Annotated in this window: 22 protein-coding genes; 17 read left to right on the forward strand and 5 right to left on the reverse strand. The window is 39.6% G+C overall.

The genetic code is table 11. The features are described from left to right. Position 1: 1 nt before the first annotated feature. Both MKY07_RS00745 and MKY07_RS00750 read right to left on the reverse strand, forming a co-directional pair. A complete protein-coding gene (locus tag MKY07_RS00745; RefSeq protein WP_339263486.1) occupies positions 2-706 on the reverse strand; it encodes a FadR/GntR family transcriptional regulator in 705 nt (234 codons plus the stop codon). A gap of 68 nt (positions 707-774) precedes the next feature. Further along, positions 775-1,461, reverse strand: a complete 687-nt coding sequence (locus tag MKY07_RS00750) for a histidine kinase (protein WP_014825050.1) — start codon at positions 1,459-1,461, stop codon at positions 775-777. A gap of 333 nt (positions 1,462-1,794) precedes the next feature. On the opposite strand from MKY07_RS00750, the gene MKY07_RS00755 reads away from it, so the two are divergent. The 13 genes from MKY07_RS00755 (at position 1,795) to MKY07_RS00815 (ending at position 12,194) form a co-directional block, all read left to right on the forward strand. Beyond that, positions 1,795-4,206, forward strand: a complete 2,412-nt coding sequence (locus MKY07_RS00755) for a Na+/H+ antiporter subunit A (RefSeq protein WP_339263487.1) — start codon at positions 1,795-1,797, stop codon at positions 4,204-4,206. Continuing rightward, complete coding sequence (locus MKY07_RS00760) at positions 4,193-4,615, forward strand: Na(+)/H(+) antiporter subunit B (RefSeq protein ID WP_079523223.1); 423 nt, start codon at positions 4,193-4,195, stop codon at positions 4,613-4,615. The genes MKY07_RS00755 and MKY07_RS00760 overlap by 14 nt, the downstream gene beginning before the upstream one ends. A gap of 1 nt (position 4,616) precedes the next feature. Then, positions 4,617-4,955 carry a Na(+)/H(+) antiporter subunit C gene (locus tag MKY07_RS00765; RefSeq protein WP_008407452.1) on the forward strand — a complete coding sequence of 113 codons (339 nt, stop codon included), beginning with the start codon at positions 4,617-4,619 and terminating at the stop codon, positions 4,953-4,955. Next, a complete protein-coding gene (locus MKY07_RS00770) occupies positions 4,948-6,432 on the forward strand; it encodes a Na+/H+ antiporter subunit D (RefSeq protein ID WP_008407454.1) in 1,485 nt (494 codons plus the stop codon). Before MKY07_RS00765 ends, MKY07_RS00770 begins: the two co-directional genes overlap by 8 nt. 14 nt (positions 6,433-6,446) lie before the next feature. Next, positions 6,447-6,929: a Na+/H+ antiporter subunit E gene (locus tag MKY07_RS00775; RefSeq protein ID WP_008407456.1), complete on the forward strand. Its 483-nt coding sequence runs from the start codon at positions 6,447-6,449 to the stop codon at positions 6,927-6,929. Next, complete coding sequence (locus tag MKY07_RS00780) at positions 6,926-7,210, forward strand: Na(+)/H(+) antiporter subunit F1 (protein WP_008407457.1); 285 nt, start codon at positions 6,926-6,928, stop codon at positions 7,208-7,210. Before MKY07_RS00775 ends, MKY07_RS00780 begins: the two co-directional genes overlap by 4 nt. After that, the gene (locus MKY07_RS00785) at positions 7,188-7,592 is read left to right on the forward strand and encodes a Na+/H+ antiporter subunit G (RefSeq protein ID WP_014825047.1); all 405 of its coding nucleotides are present in this window, start codon (positions 7,188-7,190) and stop codon (positions 7,590-7,592) included. Before MKY07_RS00780 ends, MKY07_RS00785 begins: the two co-directional genes overlap by 23 nt. Before the next feature lie 485 nt (positions 7,593-8,077). Then, entirely contained in the window at positions 8,078-8,449 is a 372-nt protein-coding gene (locus MKY07_RS00790) for a GntR family transcriptional regulator (RefSeq protein WP_014825046.1), read from the forward strand. A 4-nt stretch (positions 8,450-8,453) separates the two neighbouring features. After that, a complete protein-coding gene (locus MKY07_RS00795; protein WP_339263488.1) occupies positions 8,454-9,338 on the forward strand; it encodes an ABC transporter ATP-binding protein in 885 nt (294 codons plus the stop codon). Continuing rightward, on the forward strand, positions 9,304-10,017 hold the full coding sequence (locus MKY07_RS00800) for a silver transporter (protein ID WP_339263489.1): 714 nt from the start codon (positions 9,304-9,306) through the stop codon (positions 10,015-10,017). Before MKY07_RS00795 ends, MKY07_RS00800 begins: the two co-directional genes overlap by 35 nt. Positions 10,018-10,058: 41 nt before the next feature. Further along, complete coding sequence (locus MKY07_RS00805; RefSeq protein WP_339263490.1) at positions 10,059-10,688, forward strand: glucose-6-phosphate isomerase; 630 nt, start codon at positions 10,059-10,061, stop codon at positions 10,686-10,688. Positions 10,689-10,725: 37 nt separating this feature from the next. Continuing rightward, positions 10,726-11,544, forward strand: coding sequence for a metallophosphoesterase (locus MKY07_RS00810; protein WP_014825042.1), 819 nt, complete (start codon positions 10,726-10,728; stop codon positions 11,542-11,544). Positions 11,545-11,837: 293 nt separating this feature from the next. After that, positions 11,838-12,194, forward strand: a complete 357-nt coding sequence (locus tag MKY07_RS00815) for a rhodanese-like domain-containing protein (RefSeq protein ID WP_339263491.1) — start codon at positions 11,838-11,840, stop codon at positions 12,192-12,194. A gap of 189 nt (positions 12,195-12,383) precedes the next feature. Here the strand turns inward: MKY07_RS00815 and MKY07_RS00820 are convergent, their stop codons facing one another. Next, positions 12,384-13,559: a DHHA1 domain-containing protein gene (locus MKY07_RS00820; RefSeq protein WP_339263493.1), complete on the reverse strand. Its 1,176-nt coding sequence runs from the start codon at positions 13,557-13,559 to the stop codon at positions 12,384-12,386. 133 nt (positions 13,560-13,692) lie between these two features. Between MKY07_RS00820 and MKY07_RS00825 the strand changes: the two genes are divergently transcribed. Then, a complete protein-coding gene (locus MKY07_RS00825) occupies positions 13,693-14,001 on the forward strand; it encodes a DUF6509 family protein (RefSeq protein ID WP_339263494.1) in 309 nt (102 codons plus the stop codon). A 126-nt stretch (positions 14,002-14,127) separates the two neighbouring features. On the opposite strand, the gene MKY07_RS00830 is transcribed toward MKY07_RS00825, so the two are convergent. Next, complete coding sequence (locus tag MKY07_RS00830) at positions 14,128-15,729, reverse strand: gamma-glutamyltransferase family protein (protein WP_339263495.1); 1,602 nt, start codon at positions 15,727-15,729, stop codon at positions 14,128-14,130. 158 nt (positions 15,730-15,887) lie between these two features. Next, on the reverse strand, positions 15,888-16,823 hold the full coding sequence (locus tag MKY07_RS00835) for a Gfo/Idh/MocA family oxidoreductase (protein ID WP_339263496.1): 936 nt from the start codon (positions 16,821-16,823) through the stop codon (positions 15,888-15,890). Positions 16,824-17,117: 294 nt separating this feature from the next. Between MKY07_RS00835 and MKY07_RS00840 the strand changes: the two genes are divergently transcribed. The 3 genes from MKY07_RS00840 (at position 17,118) to MKY07_RS00850 (ending at position 22,323) form a co-directional block, all read left to right on the forward strand. Next, positions 17,118-18,449: an FAD-dependent oxidoreductase gene (locus MKY07_RS00840; protein ID WP_339263497.1), complete on the forward strand. Its 1,332-nt coding sequence runs from the start codon at positions 17,118-17,120 to the stop codon at positions 18,447-18,449. Positions 18,450-19,042: 593 nt separating this feature from the next. After that, a complete protein-coding gene (locus tag MKY07_RS00845) occupies positions 19,043-19,285 on the forward strand; it encodes a small acid-soluble spore protein Tlp (protein WP_008407481.1) in 243 nt (80 codons plus the stop codon). A 440-nt stretch (positions 19,286-19,725) separates the two neighbouring features. Next, a complete protein-coding gene (locus tag MKY07_RS00850; protein ID WP_339263498.1) occupies positions 19,726-22,323 on the forward strand; it encodes a cation-translocating P-type ATPase in 2,598 nt (865 codons plus the stop codon). Positions 22,324-22,328: the final 5 nt, after the last annotated feature.

Genomic DNA, 22,328 nt, shown 5'->3' on the forward strand with positions numbered 1-22,328 from the left:
ATTATTTGTCGAAAAGTAATGATTCGACTGTTTCAAGATGTTTTGCCATCGCTTGTTTAGCTTGTACATCATCTGCATTTACTAAAGAGCTATAAATAGCGGTATGTTCCTCATGCAAATTGTATAAAGCCGCATGATCTGTAGTGGATAAAATGGAACGGGTATGCTGGATTTGCTGTGCAATCGGCTTTGAAACACTTTGTAGCATCGAAACGAGTAAAGGGTTGTCCGCTGCTTCAGCGATGATTGCATGAAAGCGCATATCGGCGTTACTGCTTGTCTCAGGATCGATCAAGGCATCGTTCATTTTGATGAGCGCTTCTTTTAATTGTTCAAGGTGACGAGCCGTTCTGCGCTTTGCGGCATTTTCAATTAAACCTAATTCTAGAATTTTTCGTACTTCAAATATTTGTTGTAAATCCTGCTGTGAAAAGGAGGCGTATGTAGGAATGTTCAATGAAATATCCTGGGCCGTTACTTTGCGGATATAAGTTCCTTCTCCTTGGCGGATTTCGATAATACCGCGAGCCTGAAGAGCTGTTAAAGCTTCACGAATAGCAGAGCGGCCAACTTCAAAGTTTTTTGCAAGCTGTTCAACAGAATCCAGTTTATCGCCAGGTGAAATTTCCCCGTTCGTAATTTTTTGTTCTATAATAGCGGCTATTTGTTCATATAGTTTTTTTGTTTTAGGCACTTCAAATTTCATATTAATAATCCTTCCTATTTATAAATTCTAAAAAAAGCTGCTCCAATAACTTGGAAACAGCTTTCGTATTAAGGTTTTAGTGATGTAAAGCGATCTTTAGGAAGAATTTCAGGGTTGTTAACAGTACCTTCTGTTATATCAGCTTCTAAAAGCTTCCCGTTATAATTAAACTTGAATATACCATTATCGAAGTCTGTCCCAATTTCCTTAAAGAAAATTCCTTCAAGTGCCACAATTTTAGGGCATGTAAACACGACTTTATAATAATCATTTTCCTGGATTATATAAGCACGAACACCTTTTTCGTATACATCGATCAGTTCATCCTCAGAAGGACGCTTTACCGATACTATATGAAAATCGACGAATGGTACTTCTTTTAAGAGAACATTCAAGAAAGAACCTTTTGTGATTTCCTCCCAGCGGCTTTGGGCACTCTGACCCACGATGATTTGGGTAATGTTAAAGTCCATTGCAATTTCTGTAATGACTTTATGGAATGGACGCTTTTCATTATCCTTAATAATAAACTGTTCTACTTCCAACTCATCTGTCAGTTCTTTCCACTGCTCGATATAGCCGGATTTTTCCGCATCAAATGCATCAATTGGCTTTGAATCAACTGTCAACACATATAATGGGCAGTCAAGTAATGTAGCAAGCTTGTGTCCTCGGCGAATTAAACGCTCACCATTTTGTCCGTAATATACACAAACCAAAATACTTTCGTCTAATCGGCCTTTAACATGTTTCATATTAGTTCGCACCTCTTTTTCTTATCCTATAATAATGAATTAAATCCGAATATATTTTGAGAAACTAAGCATAATTGAGATAAAACGAAGGCTATTACAGTGCAATGCACTCATCATTATTGTATACTTATTTCTATGATGCATATTTATATTCAGTAAATTTTATGTTATATTTTTGCTTTTGTAATTTTTAATAAATTACTGTTGTTGGAAAATATATTCCCCATATGCCACATTATTATGAAGATAGTTATATAGATAGTCAAGTGTGATTGTTCGAATGCCGAACTTTACATATTTTTATTGGCTCACTCGGTTAGGAGGTTATCGCTTTTGGTTATTGCTTTTTCGATTATGCTCCCATTTCTTGCTGCAGCATTAATCCCATTAATATACAGGAAATTTAAGAATATCCATTTAGGTTGGTTCGTTTTACTTGTTCCTGTTGCTTTATTTTCGCTTTTAGCTACATATATCCCTCGAATTGCCAATGGTGAAGTATTCATTAGGACATTTGAGTGGATCCCCACTTTCGGTATTAATATTACTACTTATTTAGACGGCTTGAGTATGATTTTTAGCTTACTCATTACTGGGGTAGGCAGTTTAGTAATACTTTACTCAATTTTCTATTTATCAACGAAAGAATCATTACACCATTTCTATTGCTACTTACTATTATTTATGGGCGCGATGTTAGGCGTCGTCTTTTCAGATAACTTAATGGTGCTTTATGTATTTTGGGAATTAACGAGTGTATCGTCATTCCTATTAATCGCATTTTGGCATCATCGTAAGGCATCTCGTGCAGGCGCACGAAAAGCAATGACCATTACGGTTTCTGGTGGTGTTGCGATGCTGGCTGGTTTTTTAATGTTATATGTTGCATCAGGAACGTTTAGTATTCGCGAAATTATTGCGAATTTGGATGTCGTTCAATCGAGCGTTTATTTTGTACCGGCAATGTGTCTTGTACTTTTAGGTGCGTTTACGAAGTCGGCACAGTTCCCGTTCCATATTTGGTTGCCGGATGCAATGGAGGCACCGACACCTGTTTCCGCTTATTTACACTCTGCAACGATGGTAAAAGCGGGTATTTACTTAGTAGCTCGTACAACACCGATTTTTGGCGGGCACGAGGTATGGTTTTGGGCAGTGAGCGGGGTAGGTCTTCTTACATTATTCTGGGGCTCCTTCAATGCGGTCCGCCAGTATGATTTAAAGGCATTGCTAGCATACTCCACAATTAGTCAGCTTGGACTGATTATGTCTTTATTCGGTCTTGGTTCAGCAGCACTGCATTTTGGTTATTCAACACAGTCGGTAATTTATACGCAGGCTACATTTGCTGCATTATTCCATTTAATCAACCACTCGACATTTAAAGGCGCGCTCTTTATGATGGTCGGAATAGTCGACCATGAAGTAGGAACACGCGATATTCGTCGATTAGGCGGATTGATGTCGTTAATGCCGTTTACATTCACGATTGCTGTAATCGGAAGTGCCTCAATGGCAGGGTTACCACCATTCAATGGCTTTTTAAGTAAGGAAATGTTCTTTGCAGCTACATTAAAAATTACACAGCTTGATATTTTCTCACTTGATAGCATCGGTCTTTTATTCCCGATTATCGCTTGGGTGGCCAGTGTATTTACGTTTATTTACTGTGTCATTATCGTTATGCGTACATTCTTCGGGAAAATACAGCCGGATCGTTTGGAAAAGCCGCCACATGAAGCGCCGTTTGGTATGTTAATTTCACCATTTATTTTAGTTGCCTTCGTGATTGGAATTTTTATATTCCCGAATGTTTTGGGACATTATATTTTAAGTCCGGCGATGGCAAGCATTTACCCAATGTTCCCATCTGTAGAGGAAATGACGCCTCATATCGCAGCATGGCATGGTTATATAAATACGGAACTTATTATGACGTTTGGTGTCATTGTTGTAGGGGTTTTCTTATACCGTACATTAAAAAAATGGCGTCCTGTCTATCTGTGGATACCGCAAAGCTTTACGCTAAATGCGATTTATGAACGTGTGATTAATTCAAGTGAGAGTGTATCAGGACGTGTAACAAACCGTTATATGAACGGTAATTTAACGTATTATTTCGTTTATATCTATGTATTTTTTGTAACGCTACTGGCAGGGTATATGATTTATGCGGACGTATTCAGCTGGAATCCTTCGAAAGACTCGGTGATTGAGCCATATGAATTAGTTCTTGTATTCGTTATGATTGCGGCTGCAATTGCGATTATTTTTGCAAAGCAGCGTATTACAGTCGTGCTGTTGAATGGAGTACTCGGGTATTCTGTTGCCTTTTTCTTCGTAGTATTTAGAGCTCCTGATTTGGCGCTGACGCAGCTTGTCGTTGAATCGGTTACAACAGCACTGTTTTTACTATCATTCAAATATTTACCGAAGCTTAAAAATGAGTATATTTCGAAAAGCTGGCGTTTTGCAAAGGTGACAATTTCGGTTGCGGTCGGTGCAACCGTGACACTGATTGGATTAGCTGTAATGAATTACGATCGTTTTGAACCAATCTCGAAATACTTTGAGGACTCGTATGATCTGGCAGGCGGGAAAAATATCGTCAACACGATATTAGGCGATTTCCGTGCATTTGATACGATGCTTGAAGTAGTTGTACTTTTCATTGCAGGTCTAGGCGTCTACACACTTATTAAGCTTAAGGCGAAAAAGGGGGATGGAGACGTTGAAAGTAAATGATGTTATTTTAAAATCAGTCGTACGAGGCGTTGTTTTCATCGTCTTTACGCTTGGTATGTATTTATTTTTTGCAGGACATAATGCTCCAGGCGGAGGATTCATCGGCGGGTTAGTGCTTGGCTCGGGGATTGTCCTGTTATATTTGACGTACGATATTGAAACGGTGCATAAGGGGATGCCGTTCGACTTTAAAAAAGTGGCGGCAATCGGTGTATTGCTGGCGACCGGTTCGGCCATTGCCTCGATTTTCTTTGACGTACCATTTTTAACACAGACAGCTGGCTATTATAATCTCCCGTTAATAGGAGAAAAGCATTTGTCCACTGTTACGATTTTTGAAGCAGGTGTCGCATTGACGGTTGTCGGTACACTCGTAACGATTATTTTAAATATAAGTGAGGATGATTAGTATGGAATCATTAATGATTGTACTTGTCGGCATTCTAGTCGCAGTCGCTACTTATTTAATCCTCTCTCGTAGTGTCATACGTGTGATTGTCGGCACCGCCATTTTATCTCATGCCGTTCATTTATTGTTATTGACGGTCGGCGGGTTAAAAAAAGGGAGTGTGCCGCTATTAGGTCAGGCGGCTGCACCATATACCGACGCTTTGCCACAAGCATTGATTTTAACAGCAATCGTTATTAGTTTTGCTGTTACGGCCTTTTTACTCGTACTGGCTTATCGAATGTATTTAATGAACGGAACCGATGATCTAGGGGAACTTGGAGGGTCATCAGATGAATAATATAATTGTTTTACCAATGATCGTGCCGATTATAACGGCCGCATTGTTAGTATTTTTAAATAATAATATTAAACTTCAGCGGGTTGTAAGTTTAGTGACAATGATTTTCGTAGTGGGGACTTCTGTTGTCCTGCTGCAGCTTATTCAGACAGAAGGTATTATGCGTATAGACTTTAGTGGCTGGGCACCGCCGTTCGGTATTTTATTTGTTGCCGATTCATTTTCGGTACTCCTTGTTTTAACGGCAAGTCTTGTTACGATGTTCTGTTTAATTTATGCCTTTTCCACAATCGGCGAGCGTCATGAAAAAATGTACTTCTATCCGTTTGTATTATTCTTACTAGCAGGTGTAAACGGATCGTTTTTAACAGGCGATATTTTCAATTTATTCGTTTGTTTTGAAGTAATGCTTCTTGCGTCATACGTCCTTGTTGCTCTTGGCGGTGGAAAGATACAGCTGCGCGAGTCAATCAAGTATGTGCTCATTAATGTTGTCGCATCCTGGATTTTCCTCGTTGCACTGGCATTCTTGTATGGAACGCTAAAGACGCTTAATATGGCGCATATTGCACAGCGTGTTGCAGAAGCCGGTCAAGACCCGTTATTAACGGTTGTCGCACTTGTTTTCCTAATTGTTTTTGCTTTAAAAGGAGGCTTGCTGCTGTTCTTTTGGCTGCCTGGTTCATACAGTGTGCCGCCAACAGCAGTACAGGCATTATTTGCGGCATTGTTAACAAAAGTCGGCATGTATGCATTGTTCCGTACGTTCACGCTCATGTTCCCGTTACAGCCGGAAATTACGCATACGGCCATCGGTGTGATGGCAGGGCTGACGATTATAGCGGGTTGTATGGGCGCATTTTCCGGACGAGATGTTCGGACAATTGCTACGTATAACGTCATCATTAGTGTTGGCTTTATACTGGTGGCACTTGCGATTGGAACAGAATCCGCAATGGCAGGAGCGGTCTATTATTTAATCCACGACATGCTCGGTAAGGCGTTACTGTTTTTACTTATTGGAACAATGGTGCTATTAACAGGGGAAATTGTCGTAAAAAATATGAATGGTTTAATTCGAATTTATCCATTGTTCGGCTGGCTGTTCTTTATTATGATGTGTGCACTTGTCGGAATTCCGCCGTTAAGCGGATTTATCGGGAAAGTATTGATCGGCCAGGGTGCTGTTGAAGCAGAGGCCTATATTTTATTGGCATTGGCATTTGGCTCGAGTATCATCGTACTCTATTCATTATTGCGTATTTTCCTTGCTTCATTTTTTGGAGAAACATCGATTAATGAAGAGGACAAAATTCGGATGCCACGTGGTGCGATGGTATCGTTCATACTATTGACGATTTGTATCGTTGGCTTGGGAGTTGGCGCAGAAGGGCTGGCGGTCTATGTTAATGATGCAGCATACACATTATCAAACCCTGCTGTTTACATTGATGCGGTTTTAAATACGAATAAATAAAGGAGGGTGAGCACTTGTTAGGTCAATTTATTATTAATTTATTTATTGCGGCGCTTTGGTTTTTGTTAAAGGATGATCCAACTGCAGACTTTACGACATTTATGTCAGGATTTTTAGTCGGAACATTGATTTTATATGCTATGCACCGATTTTTCGGAACACAGTTTTACTTGCGTCGTGTATTAAAGATTATTAAGCTCATCCTAATATTTATTCGAGAGCTGCTTTCATCAAGTGTTTCTGTATTAAAACAAGTGCTAGATCCACAGATGAATTTTACACCAGGTATTTTCACTTATGAAACAAAATTAGAAGGAGACTACCAAGTAACGACATTGGCCCTGTTATTAACGTTAACTCCGGGTTCTGTTGTAATGGAAGTCTCAGAAGATAACAGTACGTTTTATATTCACGCGATGGATATAGAAGAATCGAAAGAAACGGTACTCCGTTCAATCGGCAAGTTTGAACGTGCCATTTTGGAGGTGACACAATGATCGATTTGATTCTTAAGGCGGCACTTGTTCTATTTATGGTGGCAATCGGTCTATCCTTATTTCGTGTGATAAAGGGGCCGTCACTGCCTGACCGTGCAATTGCTCTTGATACAATTGGTGTTAATTTAATTTCTGCGATCGCCATCGTGTCAATTGTTTTGAAAACAAAGGCATTTTTAGAAGCCATTTTAATATTAGGGATTTTAGCATTTATCGGAACGATTGCATTCTCGAAATATATCGAAAGAGGTGTCATTGTTGAACGTAAATCAGCTGATTGAATTAATGGCGGCACTTCTTATTTTGTTAGGAGCAATTGTGAGTGTCATTAGCGCATTCGGCATGATCCGTTTACCAGATGTGTACACACGCTCACACGCTGCAACGAAAAGTGCGACACTCTCTGTATTGCTTTGTTTGTTCGGTGGGTTCATTTACTTTTGGATCCATGATGGCTATGTGAGTATTCGCCTCATTTTAGGGATTATCTTCGTATTTATTACAGCACCAGTTTCGGGGCATTTAGTCTGTCGCGCGGCATATCGTTCACGCGTACCGCTAGCTGAAGGTTCTGGAGACGATGCATTAAATGAAATTTTGTTTGGCGAAGAAAATTTGCAAGTGAAAGAAGAAGTAGAAGCTACATTGAAAGAAATTAAATAATGAATGGAAAAGCATTCTAAAAGTGATGGCATGTCACTTTTAGAATGCTTTTTTTAGTGGATAAAAAAGAAAGAGGTGTGGATAACTTGTAGATAAAGTTTTGTAAATATCAATAGAAAAGGAGCAGTTTACTTTTTTTTGCGGAAGATTAATACGTAAAGTTAAAATTATTCCTTTTTTATATGAAATGGCTACGTTTAATGTAGAAAAATGTGACATTTTATAGAACAAATGAATATATATTCGAATATTTTTTTAATATCTTGTTCTAAAATAGAATTTCAAGATATTAATATGTGGATAAGTTGATTGCAACCTGTTGAAAAATCGTGATTAAATTGTGGATAATTGACGTTAATGTGTATAACTTTGTGGATAAATAGTATATGTGGATAATATTTCTCGATTTATTGACAAATAAGCTCGTTTTTTATATAGTACATTACAACACTAATGTACTGGATAACTTTGAAAGGAGGATCCCTTTGATTTTTAATACACAAAGTACAATGCCTATTTATATGCAAGTAGCGGAATGGATCGAAAATGAGATATTGGCCGATCGACTGCTACCGGAAGGGAAAGTTTATTCCCAATATCAGCTTGCTGAAATTTTTAATATTAATCCGGCAACTGCCGGAAAAGGCCTGACAATTTTAGTTGAAAAAGAAATTCTATATAAAAAGAGAGGGCTTGGAATGTTTGTGGTCGGGGATGCAAAATATCGTATTTTAACAACAAGACGAAGTGATACATTGACGAAGATGGTAAAGGAAATCGTAGAAGAGGCAAAACGTTTAGGCGTGATGGATGAAGATTTGATTGAGTTGATCAAACATATTCAAAAGGAGGGGTGAGCGAATGATTGTATGCGAACAAGTGGAAAAACGATACGGCAGGAAAACGATTTTGACACAGTTGTCTTTTGAAATTACAGAGCCGAAAATCATTGGGCTGATTGGGCGCAATGGTGTTGGCAAGTCGACATTGCTGAAAATACTGGCAGGTCATGTAAAAACATCGGCTGGAAAAACAGAAGTTATTGGTAAAAGACCATTTCAAAACTTAACGGTTGCCGCGAATACGATATTTATCGAAGATGTGACATTTCCGTCTGTGATGAATTTAGAGGAAATTTTGAAGTCGGGTGAAAAATTCTATAAAAACTTTGCAACGGATTTAGCGTTTGAACTATTGAAGTTTAGCCGCATATCCGATAAAAGTCATCACCACCACCTTTCAAAGGGTCAAAAAGCGGTATTCAATTTAATTTATGGCATTGCAAGCCGCTGTGCGATTACTTTGCTGGATGAGCCAATGAACGGCATGGACGAAACAATCCGTGATGATATGTACCGCATCATTTTAAAGGATTTCCTGGCGTATCCGCGTATTATGATCATTTCAAGTCATTATTTAAATGAAATGGAACATTTAATTGAAGAAATTTTACTGTTGCATGAAGGTAAAGTTGAATTATTCGCTCCTGTTGAAGAAGTGCAGAGTCTTGCCATCAAGCTTGTAGGGCAAAAGGAGAACGTGGAGCCGGCTTTAAAAGCGTATGAAGTACTTGCGACATATGAAAACGGCCCAATTTTCGAAGCAATTGTTAAAAACAGTGAGTTGCCATTACCTGAAGGAGTAAGAATGCAAAATCTATCGGTAAGTGATGTATGCAAAGTGTTGACGACATCGAAAGGGGGTTCCGTTGATGACATCTATCGTAACAGTAAGTCCAATGCGTAATATTTATGAGCAGGTGAAGTGGAAATGTAAGGCGTACAGTTCAATGTTCAGTACGGTGCTGATTGTATATATTTTAATGGGGTTACTTTCAGGTGGTATGAGCGGCTCGTTAGGAACAGGAACCAGTTTTGTGAATTATGAAGAGCAATTCTATTCACTGGACGGATTTTTTATCTATACAATCATGCTAATGCTGATTTTAGGATGGATGCTCGCTTCAAAGCAGCTTTCCCGGCAAAACTACTCGATTGTAACGACAAATCTGACGGAAGTTGTATCAACCGGAATATTCCTTATAGTATTATGTGTTTTTACACTTGCAGCTGCGGTTAGTACTTTAACGATTTCCGTTTTAATCAATCTGTTGAGTACAGGAGATCAGAGTTTGTATTACGACTCTAATATTTCATTTATTGCAATTATCGGTTTTATTGTTTGTACATTACTCGCTGCATCAGTCGGCTATTTTTTGCATGCCGTGTTCAATTTCTCAAAGATTGCTTTTATCATACTCGCTGTCGGTATGTTCTTACTAATTCGTCAATATACATTTGATACATGGCAATTTGTTTTTGGTGATGGAACAATGCAAATTATTGGGAGAAGTGCTGTTTATGTCGTAATTTTATGGCTTCTAATTGCGTTGATCCGTCGAAAAAGGGAGGTGACACGCCAATGATAGGTGGGGTTATGTTTCTTGTTCTAATACTAGGTATAGTTATGATTTTTACTAGCCTATTAATTACAAAAATACGAATCTGGAAGCCGAAGCGTACGTTTTGGTTTGCCGCTGTTTACTTTAGTTGTGGAATTATGGCGTTTATATATTTACTGTTTGTGTCGGGCAATGTGGAAAAGATAGCTTCAGATAAGGTTTTAAAGGAACAACTGGAGGAAACCGAACAGCTGGAGAAAGATTTAAAAAATCGCCGGTTTGAAAGCTTAAAGGAAGAGCATTTAAAATTTACGGAAACATTTGAAGCGAAAGAAGAAAATATTGAAATCATACGTAATGAAACCAGCTATTACTTACCGGTCGTTATTTCATGGACGGATTCAGCCGAAAATAAAATAGAGGCTTCTTATTACGAAACACCGCTTTATTTGAATCGTGTTTATATTTCGCCATATGTTAAAGCACCAAAAATCGAGTGGGATGACAATAAACTATACATTATAGAGACCGAAACGAAAATAACAGCGAAATCAATGCGTTTATCTATGGAACTTTTAAACTCTACTGAGTACGAAAGCTACAATAATCCACTCAACGAATTAATTGGTAAACGGATTTTACACTTGAATGTTCCGAAACAGTTCAATATTATTGATAAAGATGGGTGGTATTAGTCGCTGCTTAAAACTCACAATGAATTGAGCGAATAAATTGAAAAAGTTATTGAAATTAATCCTTTTTATAGGTGTTGTCTATCTATTTTTATATATAAATAATAATTGGCTTGTCACAACCGATTATGTACATGAATCAGAGAAAATTCCGGAGAGCTTTGATGGCTACCGGATTGCCCAAGTAACCGATCTGCATGATGCGACATTTGGGGAAAATCAATCGCGATTAGTGAAAAAAGTGCGGGCTACCAAACCGGATGCTATTTTCATAACGGGTGATTTAGTTGATAGTCGCCGCTATGACTTGGAAAACAGCTTGCAGGCTGTGCGTCAGTTAGTCGATATTGCGGATGTTTACTATGTTCTGGGCAACCACGAAGTTGCATTGAATTTAACAGATGAAATTTATGCGGCTTTAAATGAGCTGGGCGTCCATGTGTTACCGAATGATGCGGTACAGTTGGAGCGCAATGGAGAGCACATTGTCATTGCGGGTATTGAGGACCCGTTAATGGGGAAAGAAGTGGGACAGTCAATAGATGAAGCACTGTACAATATGAATGCGGATGCATTTAAAGTGCTATTGTCACACCGTCCTGAGGTGTTTGAAACATATGTTGAAAAGGACATTGACCTAGTGTTAACAGGGCATGCACATGGTGGTCAAATTCGTCTGCCATTTATCGGCGGACTTTTTGCGCCAACTCAAGGTTTCATGCCAACATACACAGCAGGTATTTATGAACAGCAGGACACGGAAATGATAGTAAATAGGGGGTTGGGGAACAGCCTGTTTCCTTACCGAATCTTTAATCTGCCTGAAATTTACGTGGTCGAGTTGAAAAGGAAAGACTAATTAGTAGTTTTCTAATATATGCTGTAGGTTTTCTAATAAAGTCGAATAAGTTCTAATATAATGTGAGTGTTCTAATAAATTATTAAGAAGTTCTAAAATAGGCCCTTGTTCTTCTAATAACCTGGTGAACTTTTCAAATAAAGTATTCCCTTGTTCTAATAATCTGCAAAAAGTTCTAATATATTTCCAAACCTTCAATAAAGGACGGCATTCCCGTTCTTAAAGCGCAAAATATTCGTAAGCTTATGCAGATTATCGTAAAATAAGTGAAAACAGATTTTAGGAGTATGCAAATGGAAGGGATTATTACACTACTTGCAATGGTGGGAATCATTGTAATGATCGTGCGTTTTATGCCGAAAAAAGGCGTGAAATATATGACGGTAAAAGAACTGCAGCCTTTACTGGATGATAAGAAATATGTATTTGTGGATGTCCGTACGGAAAAAGAATATAAAGAGGCTCATATTCCTCAGTTTATTAATCGTCCGCTTGGAACGTATTTAGAAGATTTGCCGAAAGATCGACCAATTGTTGTCATTTGTCAAAGCGGTGCACGCAGTAATAAAGCGTGCAAGGAACTCGTAAAGCTCGGTTATACCGATATAACAAACATTCGTCGCGGGATGAATGGACTGCGTGCAGAATAAAAAGAAGAAGCGATAGAGGGTACCCTCTATCGCTTCTTCTTTCGTTTTATCCCGCATTAACGGTTAGTAAGATCCAGCCTTCATATTTAGGCAGGGCAAAGGGAGATGCGGGAGATCTTCTCCTCGTAAAAGCCCGATTGGTTCAACTAACAATCCGTTGAGGAAAACCTCCCGGATTGAAATTTCACTTTATTGAACTGCTTCCTTCATTGCCTTAATCAATGCTTCTGCAGTTATTGCCTTCTCACCGCCACCTTGTACAAGCGCATCATTGCCGCCGCCTTTACCATTAATAAGCGGTAAAGCAGCTGCAGAAATATCTTTCATCGATTTCGTTTGTTCACTTCCGCGTGCCGCAACAAATTGTAGCTTGTCTTCATTATTGGCAACGAGCAGGGCAATTGCCTCATCATTTTGCTGTGTAATAAAACGGGCAAGCTTCTGCAGGCTTTGGATCGAACGGTTTTCGAAAGTCACGGCTGCAACGGTTTCTTTTGCCAGTTCTTTTGCTTCGAATTCAAGAAGGGTATCTTGTGCTTCCGTTAAACTTTTCTCTGTTTGTTTTGCTGCTTTCGTGAATTTGCGCAACGTATTAGCTGCTTCTTCTTCCGATGCACTCAACTGTCGTGCCACATCGCTTAAGACCTGTTTGCGCATTGCCAGCTGCTGTAATACGCGATTCCCGCATACGAAATGTACACGAATCTGCTTCTTCATCTTCTCGGTAGCTAAAATCTTAATTAAGCCTACTTGTCCGGTAGAAGTAGGGTGTGTGCCGCCACAGCCGTTGTAATCATAATCAGGGATTATAACTAGACGGATATCTTCGTCGACTTTTACATCTTTCCGCAGGTTATATTGTGCTAATTCTTCTTTTGTTACCCACTTTGTTTCAATAGGTCGGTTTTCCAAAATAATTTCGTTAGCCCGTTTTTCCACTGCTGCCAGCTGATCTTCTGATACTTCACCAACATTTAAATCGATTGTGACAAGCTCTGTTCCTAGGTGGAAGCTCACTGTCGCCATATCGAATAATTCAACAAAGGCCGCTGATAAAATATGTTGCCCCGCATGTTGTTGCATATGGTCGAATCGGCGCGACCAATGAAGTTTCCCGGATATTTCCCCGGAAATATTCGACACATCGGCTGCCGTATAATGACGAATTTCCTCATTAATTTTCTCAACATCGATAATTTCCACATCATTAATCCAGCCGGTATCATGGGGTTGTCCGCCACCTGTAGGATAAAAGGCCGTATTGTCTAATACGATGAAGTTTCCCGTGTCATCTTTGCCTGTTTTCACAACCTGTGCCGTAAATTCCTTCATCATTGCATCTTTGTAATATAATAGATTTTTCAAAGTCCATCACTCCTTAATTTCTAGTTTGTCATATGAAAACGTTGCTGTCACGGTGTAAATAATGATTGTTATTTGACGCGGGGCAATTTTCGTTTATGATAAAATAGAAGCATTTCCCGGAAGGAGCATGAATATGAATATTACGCAATTTTCAATAGAAGAAATTTTAGATCCGACAAAGATTATTGAAGGTAAACGCTATGAGTTTTTATTAGATGTAGAAGTGGATGAGGAAGATGAACTGTATTCTACTGCAGGATTAGAGATTCGCGTAATCGTGGGAGTAATTGACGACATCGTACGCATCGTGAACTATTTTATTATCGATAAAGCAAATAATGAGTTTTTGGATTTTGCATTGGAAGAAGACGAAGAAGCAATGATTTTGGCGTTTTGCAAAGAGGAATTATCTGCTGATTCTAGTGAAACAGAAGCTGAATAATTGGTATAAAAAAGGTAGCAAATACGCTACCTTTTTTTAGTCAATATATTTCGTTTTAAACTGATTTGAACCAATCCCGTAAAATCAATTCAATGGGATACGCCTGATTTGTTGTATGAATATCTTTTACCAAGCGGCAATTGCGCCATCTGTTCGTGGCTCTGTTCCACCGTACAGTACGCCTGTCTTCTGGTCACGCCATATAATTTGGCCGCGTCCAAAACTGCCGCCGTCGACTGCAACTCGAATGTCGTGGCCTTTCCGCTGCAATGCCTGCACTAAATAATTAGGGAAGTGCGGCTCGACTTCAACGTGCTTTTCACCGATCCATTGCCATCTCGGCATATCGAGTGCTGCTTGCGGGTTGAGTGCGAAATCGACTGTGGATGTAATGACCTGGAAATGCCCTTGAGGCTGCATATAACCCCCCATTACACCAAACGGTCCGACCGCTTCATTATCCTTCGTCAAGAATCCTGGAATAATTGTATTGAATGTTCGTTTTCCAGGCTTTAAGAAGTTCGGATGTGCTTCATCCAATGAAAAGTCATAGCCGCGGTTTTGAAGTGCTACACCCGTTTCCGGAATGACCACGCCTGAACCGAAGCCCATATAGTTACTTTGGATGTACGATACCATATTCCCATCTGCGTCGGCTGTTGCCAAATACACCGTGCCGCCTTTTGGAATATCGAATGGTTTGGGCTCGAGTGCTGTATTGCTGATTTCGGCAAAGCGTGATTCTCCGTAAGTTTTAGATAATAGTGTTTCGACATTTATCGGCATATCCATTGTTTCTGTGATAAATGCTTTACCGTCCGTATACGCAAGCTTCATCGCTTCGATTTGATTATGTAGTGTCTCGGCATCATGCCACTTCGATTCGGCATGCTGATAAATATTCAGCGCCATTTGTGCAACAATGCCCTGGCCATTCGGCGGGATTTCCCATACATCATAGCCTTTGTAATGCACTTTTATCGGGTTTACCCACTCCGGTTCATAGCTTTCCAAATCGTCCTTTGTAAGAAAGCCATTATGTTTTTTCATAAAAGCATCAATTTTGTCTGCAATTTCGCCTTTATAGAAAGCCTCGCCATTTGTTTTGGCGATTTTGCGCAACGTATCTCCATGTGCTGGTGAACTCCACACTTCACCGATTTCCGGCATCCGTCCATCAATTGAAAATGTTTCAAACCAGTGCTGGAATTCTTCGGATGTGAAATTCTTATTATACTTTTTATAGGCAGATTGCCAGTAGTGTCCGAGCGTTACAGAAATCGGATATCCTTCTTCTGCATACGAGATGGCAGGGGCTAATACTTCACTCAGTGGCAGCTTCCCGAACCGCTTTGACAAGGCCGCCCATGCGGATGGAGCACCTGGAACAGTAACAGGAATAACTCCATGCATCGGAATTTGATCAAGTCCGCGTTCGGTTAAGGCTTTTTTGGAAAACGACTTAGGAGAAGGTCCTGAAGCGTTTAACCCGTAAAGTTCATCCTTCATCCAGACGAGCGCAAATGCATCGCCGCCGATTCCGTTTGATGTAGGCTCAACGACAGTTAGTGCCGCCGCTGTTGCGATCGCTGCATCGACTGCATTGCCGCCTTTTTTTAAAATATCCAGTCCTGCCTGTGCTGCGAGCGGCTGAGATGTTGCGACCATACCTCGATTGGCGATGACCGTATTCCGCTTACTTGGATACGGATAATGTAAAAAGTCCACAAATAATTCCCCTTTTAATTTTAATGACATAATAAAAAGAATATTAAAATTATTTTAGTATACAAGAGGGGTATTTACAATTTAAATATTTCAGAATCCGAAATAAAAACTGTTTGGAAAGTTAATCCGCTTTCCAAACAGCTCCATAATACCAATTGTTATTTCAGCAATTCATCAATCCAGCGCTGCACTTTCAGGCCTTCCTCAAATGGTACGACAAATGCTTCCTCTCCTAAAAGGACTTTTCGGCATGCATCGAGCATTGTTTCAGGAGTTTCGTCAGATGTTATTTTCACTTCCGGTTCATATGCTTTGCTGATATAAACTTCGGACCAGTTGCGCAATGTTACGACTTTTTCTGTACCGAAAATTTTAAAGTCGATGCGCTCTTCCTGTCCAATACCTGCAAGACCGTTCATGACCATTGGAATACCACTTGCTGTTTTTGCTAAAGCAGATACCCCAGTTTCACAAAGTGCTTCATTTTCAGGGTAAGTAGTTTCATGCGCCAAAATATCAACATCACCGAATAAATGATGCGTTAATTGCAAATAATGCGGGAAAATCTCCCGAATAAAGCCACCTTGCTCACGTGAAGCAATCCAAGGATTTTGCTGCCATTTACGAGGCCATTCAGGAAAATACGTATGTAGTTCAATACGTGTAATATTACCCATACCTGTTGCCAGCTCTTGTTTTAGCTGATAGACTGCTGCACCGTACATTAAAGGAAAGTGCATCGCTGTTTGAACATTTGCTTCATTTGCAATGCGTACCATTGTTTCTCCGTCTTCTGCATCATGGGCAAGCGGTTTTTCCGATAAAATATGTAATCCATGCTTTGCAATTTCTGCGGCAAGTGTTGCATGACTGACAGGCGGTGTGCCGATGTACACCCAGTCCGGTTTTAAATTTAATAACGCTTGTAAATCATTAGTAGCGGGTACATTATATTTAGATGCCAATTGCGCTGTACGTGCTTCATTTGTATCGAAAATTGCCGCAATTTCATAATGTTCGTTTTGCAGTGCCTGGTTAATAATGCGTTCACCGACAACACCAGTGCCGATAATGCCAATCGTTGTTTTAGTCATTCAATATTCTCCTTTTTTTATCAATTATGCCTTGGCGTAATTGCGTCTGGATTCGGCTTTGCGCCCCGGCGCAAAGATGTCCTTATCGAATCCATGACATCCGCCGGAGGCTTTATTTCTTTCGTCCGGTATATGCCGGACGAAAGAAATATGGGATTTTTCTGATAGTTAGTGTAACATATTTTGGGAATACATAGGATTACGAAACAATAGTAATGGTATGCTATTAATAGAAATAATTTTCGGTGGCATTTTATAAAGAAAGAGAAAAGTGTATTGAGGAGTGGATCAGCTATGAAAGTTGTAATTATAGGCGGCGACGCGGCGGGGATGAGTGCGGCTATGGAAATCGTGCGTAACAATAAATCCGCCCATGTTGTCGTATTGGAAAAAGGAGAGGTCTATTCGTATGGACAATGCGGATTGCCTTACGTAATTAACGGAAAAGTCCCTCATGCAGAAGAATTGATTGCAAGGGATGTTGAAGAGTTTCGTTCGAAATACGGAATTGATGCCCGCATTTTCCATGAAGTGACTGCAGTTGATACGAAACTGCAAAAAGTGTGTGGGATTGATGTAAACAGCAATGAGCCATTCGAATTTATATACGATAAACTGCTCATCGCCACAGGGGCATCACCGACAATGGCGAAAATCGAAAATGCCCATTTAAAAGGGATTCATACAGTAAAAACAATTCCGCAAATGAATGAACTGATGGAACAGTTACCGAATGTGAAGCACGTAACGGTCATCGGTGGAGGATATATTGGTCTGGAAGTTGTCGAAACAGTACGGGAGCGAGGTCTCGATGTACGTCTCATTCAACGTGGAAGCAACTTAATGTCGATTTTAGATACGCAGCTGACTGAACTTATATATGAAGAAGCAATCAAAAACGGTGTGGAAGTTTTATTAAATGAAGATACGATTGGCTACGTAGGAACCGAATTTGTGGAGGCTGTTCGGACAAATAGTGGTGTGCATACTACAGACCTCGTTATCGTCGCAACAGGAGTGCGTCCAAATACACAGTTTGCACAAGGTTTTGCCAAGCTGGAAAATGGTGCACTTATCGTCAATGAGCAAATGGAGACTTCGATTCCCAATGTGTATGCGGCTGGGGACTGTGCCTCTCATTTTAATCGCGTAAACCAAAAGGATGATTATTTACCGCTTGGGACGACGGCAAATAAACAGGGGCGAATTGCTGGGTTGAACATAGCCGGATTTAATCAGAAGTTCCGCGGTATTGTCGGAACATCCATCTTGAAGTTTTTCGACCTGCACATCGGCATGACAGGATTAAATAATGAAGCTGCAGATCGTTTAAATGCACTTGTAGAAGCGTATGTGATGGAAGTAAATGATATTGCGAGCTATTATCCGAATGTCCAGCCGATGAAGCTACGAATGCTCGTCGAACAACATAGCCGCAAACTTGTAGGTTTACAAATTGTCGGGAAGCACGGCGTCGATAAACGCATCGATGTATTTGCGACAGCACTTTACAATGAAATGACCTTCGAGGAACTACTGGATTTGGACTTAGCGTATGCACCGCCATTTAGCGGCGTGTGGGATGCCATTATGCAGGCACCGAAACGCTATGGTAAAAAAGAATAAAATATCAAAAGCTCCAGCTACTATTGGGAAATAGCTGGAGCTTTTTTGTGTTTAACTTCTTTTAGTAGCATCTTCCCACCTCTATGAGAGTTGCAAGATGGCTGGAGGAAGTGTCTATATTGTTTCAAGTGTGTGTTATAAACACTCGCTAAATGAAGTTAAAACCTCGGGTGGATATCCAACGTTTGGATACAATTACGCTGTGACGTAATCGGCAAAGAGGTGTTAGTCAAATTTGTTCAAATTAATTATGTATAGTTATGCGTTCGCTCATGCTAGCAGCTGTGATTTTCTGCAAAGGTGGAATCATGATGAAGGCTAACTACTTGTTTTGAACTTATCCATACTATAGCGCATAATTATTAGCAAAATGTCATTTTAATAAAGATGTAAATAAGATGTAAAGTAGCAAATTATATGAAAAAACCTATTGTATCAAGGCTTTGAAGGTGTTTTTTGCATTTTTTATTATTATTTTATTGTATTTGTATAACAAAAATATGACATCTGTGACGAAATAAAGAAAAATTATGTTGGAATAAATAAAGTGAAGGAAAACAAACTAAATTTATCATCGAAAAGGAGGAATAGTGATGAAAAACAACAGACATGAAGTGTTTAACAAAGGGTCGGAAAATGCAATAAGTTTAGGGAAAATGATTAACAATACAAAAGAAAATATACACGAAGCTGAAATTAGTAAAGAGTTTGCACTTCCTGATGAATTGGAGAATATTGAAGAGAAAAATGCGCGTCGCAGAACAGCCATTGCCGAACTAGAAGAACAAATCAAAGAAAGAAAAGCAGCCAAAGCTAGAAGAGAATCATTTAAATAGCATATTTAGTTTATAAATAAAAAGCTCCTTTTAAGAGGGTGGGACATAACCCAAAAATGCCATTTTTCTCTTAGAGAAAAATGGCATTTTTTTGCTGAGCGTAAAAATTGATTTCCATTCCGGGACGCTTTCCGCGGGCGTGGCCTGAGCCTGTAGTCTCAGGCGTCACGCTATTCCCGCAGGAGTCGCCCTCCATTCCAATCAATTTTATATAATATCCGTTTCTTAATAAGGTTTTTCTCCTTAGTTTATGAAATTTCTACTTCTGTCCCAGCCTCTTTTTTATGTATAAAACAAAATTTTTTAAGAGATTTTTGTTGTGAAGTTTTCATTTTCATACTGAAACTCTCATACAGTGTTTTGGGAGAGTTATTCTATTTTAAATGGGATTGCTCAAAATAGTTATTTGCACCATTCAAATGACTTAAAGGAGGTTTCAAATGAAAGTAACAGAATATTACCAAGCATCTGTACAAGAGGTAATGAAAAAGTTAGATGTGACGCAATATGGGTTAAATGATTACGAAGTTCGTGGCAGACAGAAAAAGTATGGATATAACGAATTAAAAGAAGGAAAACAGAAAAATATTTTTCAAGTTTTCTTGGAGCAGTTTCAGGATTTTTTAGTACTCATTTTAATTGTTGCGGCAATTGTTTCGATATTCCTTGGAGATATGGACAGTTCCATTGTCATTTTAGTTGTCATAATATTAAATGCCATTCTGGGAACCGTTCAGCATGCACGAGCTGAAAAATCATTGAACAGTTTAAAAGAAATGTCGGCACCCGTTTCAAAAGTAAAACGCAATGGAGAGATTTTGGAAATCCCATCTAGAAATGTAATTGTAGGGGACTTGCTCATTTTGGAAGCGGGCGATTCTATTAGTGCGGATGGACGAGTAGTTGAAAGTTACAGTTTGCAAATAAATGAAAGTTCGTTAACAGGCGAATCTTTGGCAGTCGATAAAGTAGCCAATACTATTCATGAAACAGAGCTTGCACTGGGAGACAGAAAAAACATGGTGTACTCCGGCAGCTTTGTAACAAATGGACGTGGAGCGGTGGCTGTTACTTCGATTGGAATGAATACAGAAATCGGAAAAATTGCTAAGCTGATCGATAATGCGAAAGAGAAAAAAACTCCTTTGCAAGTTAATCTTGATAAATTCGGGAAACGTCTTGCGATTGGAATTATCTTTATTTGTATTATTATCTTCGCACTGGATATTATTCGCGGGCGCGAGATGATTGATTCCTTTATGTTTGCAGTTTCATTGGCAGTTGCGGCAATCCCTGAAGCGTTAAGTTCGATTGTGACGATTGTTTTGGCAGTAGGGACTCAAAATATGGCAAAAGAAAATGCGATTATCCGCAAATTGCCGGCAGTAGAAAGTTTGGGAAGTGTTTCGATTATTTGTACAGACAAAACAGGGACGCTGACACAAAACAAGATGACTGTTCAGGAAATTTATACGGGGGAGCAGTTTTTCTCATCTAGCGAGCTGGAGCCGGCCAATCCGAATCATAAAAAACTGCTCGATTTCGCAATTCTTTGCAATGATTCTATGATGCTAAGGGATAAAACAATAGGAGATCCAACAGAACTTGCGCTTGTAAAGTTAGGACATGAATTTGAAATGAGTGAGCAACTGATACGCGGGCTTCATCCGCGTGTAGGAGAGATTCCTTTCGATTCTACTCGAAAATTGATGAGTACTGTTCACCGTATGGGGAACCGTAATGTCATGATTACTAAAGGGGCAGTGGACGAGCTTCTTCCCCGTATTAGTCGCGTCGATTCAAGCAGCAGTACAATTATTACAAACGAGCAGCTAGAAAAGATTAATCAGGCGAATACCGCATTTTCGAATGCCGGGTTACGCGTAATTGCCATTACGTATAAAGATGTCTTTTCTTCTCATATAAATGAAAAGGACGAGCAAGGCTTAACATTTGTCGGTTTAATCGCGATGATGGATCCTCCACGCGATGAATCGGCACAGGCAGTTGCAGATTGTATTGAAGCGGGAATTAAACCTGTCATGATTACAGGGGACCATAAAATTACAGCAATTGCGATCGCGAAACAGCTTGGTATATTAAAAAGTCCTGATGAAGCAATTGAAGGAAAGGAAATTGAAAAGCTCTCGGATCGGGAATTGAAAAATAAGGTGGAAAGCTTCTCTGTCTATGCTCGTGTATCTCCAGAGCACAAAATCCGTATTGTAAAGGCTTGGCAAGAAAAGGGACATGTTGTCGCAATGACGGGGGATGGGGTAAATGACGCCCCGGCGTTAAAACAGGCTGAAATTGGTGTGGCAATGGGGAAAACAGGAACAGAAGTGGCTAAAGATGCGTCAGCAATGATTTTAACCGACGATAACTTTTTAACAATCGTCAAATCGATCTCCAACGGACGAAGTATTTATGCCAATATTAAAAACGCAATTAAATTCCTTTTATCCGGGAATGCAGGGGCCATTTTCGTTGTTTTATATGCGACGCTTTTTGCTTTGCCGGCTCCGTTTCTGCCGATTCATCTGCTGTTTATCAACTTATTAACGGATAGTCTTCCAGCAATTGCGATTGGTTTGGAACCGCATAATAAGAAATTGATGAAGGAAAAACCGCGTCACATAAATGAGTCACTCCTAAATAAAAAATTCGTATCTCAAGTAGGTTTTGAAGGCCTGATTATTGCAGCAGTCACAATTATCGCCTTCCAAGTGGGCTTATCGACAGGCGATACAGCAGTCGCAACAACGATGGCGTTTGCAACATTATGTTTATCAAGGTTACTGCATGGATTTAATTGCCGATCGGAAGAATCCATTTTTAAAATAGGGATTTTCTCAAATTTGGCAGTTTGGATCGCCTTTTTACTCGGGTTTACAATACTGAACTTTGTACTGATCAACGGGTTATTTGAGGTTGCTAATTTGACGAGTAACCAATATTTAATGATTTACGGATTATCTTTGGTGCCGTTAGTTATTATCCAAGTCCGTAAACTGTTTTTCGGATCTGCTAAGGCATAAACAGA

Source organism: Solibacillus sp. FSL W7-1472 (assembly GCF_037969775.1).
Taxonomy (GTDB): Bacteria; Bacillota; Bacilli; order Bacillales_A; family Planococcaceae; genus Solibacillus; species Solibacillus silvestris.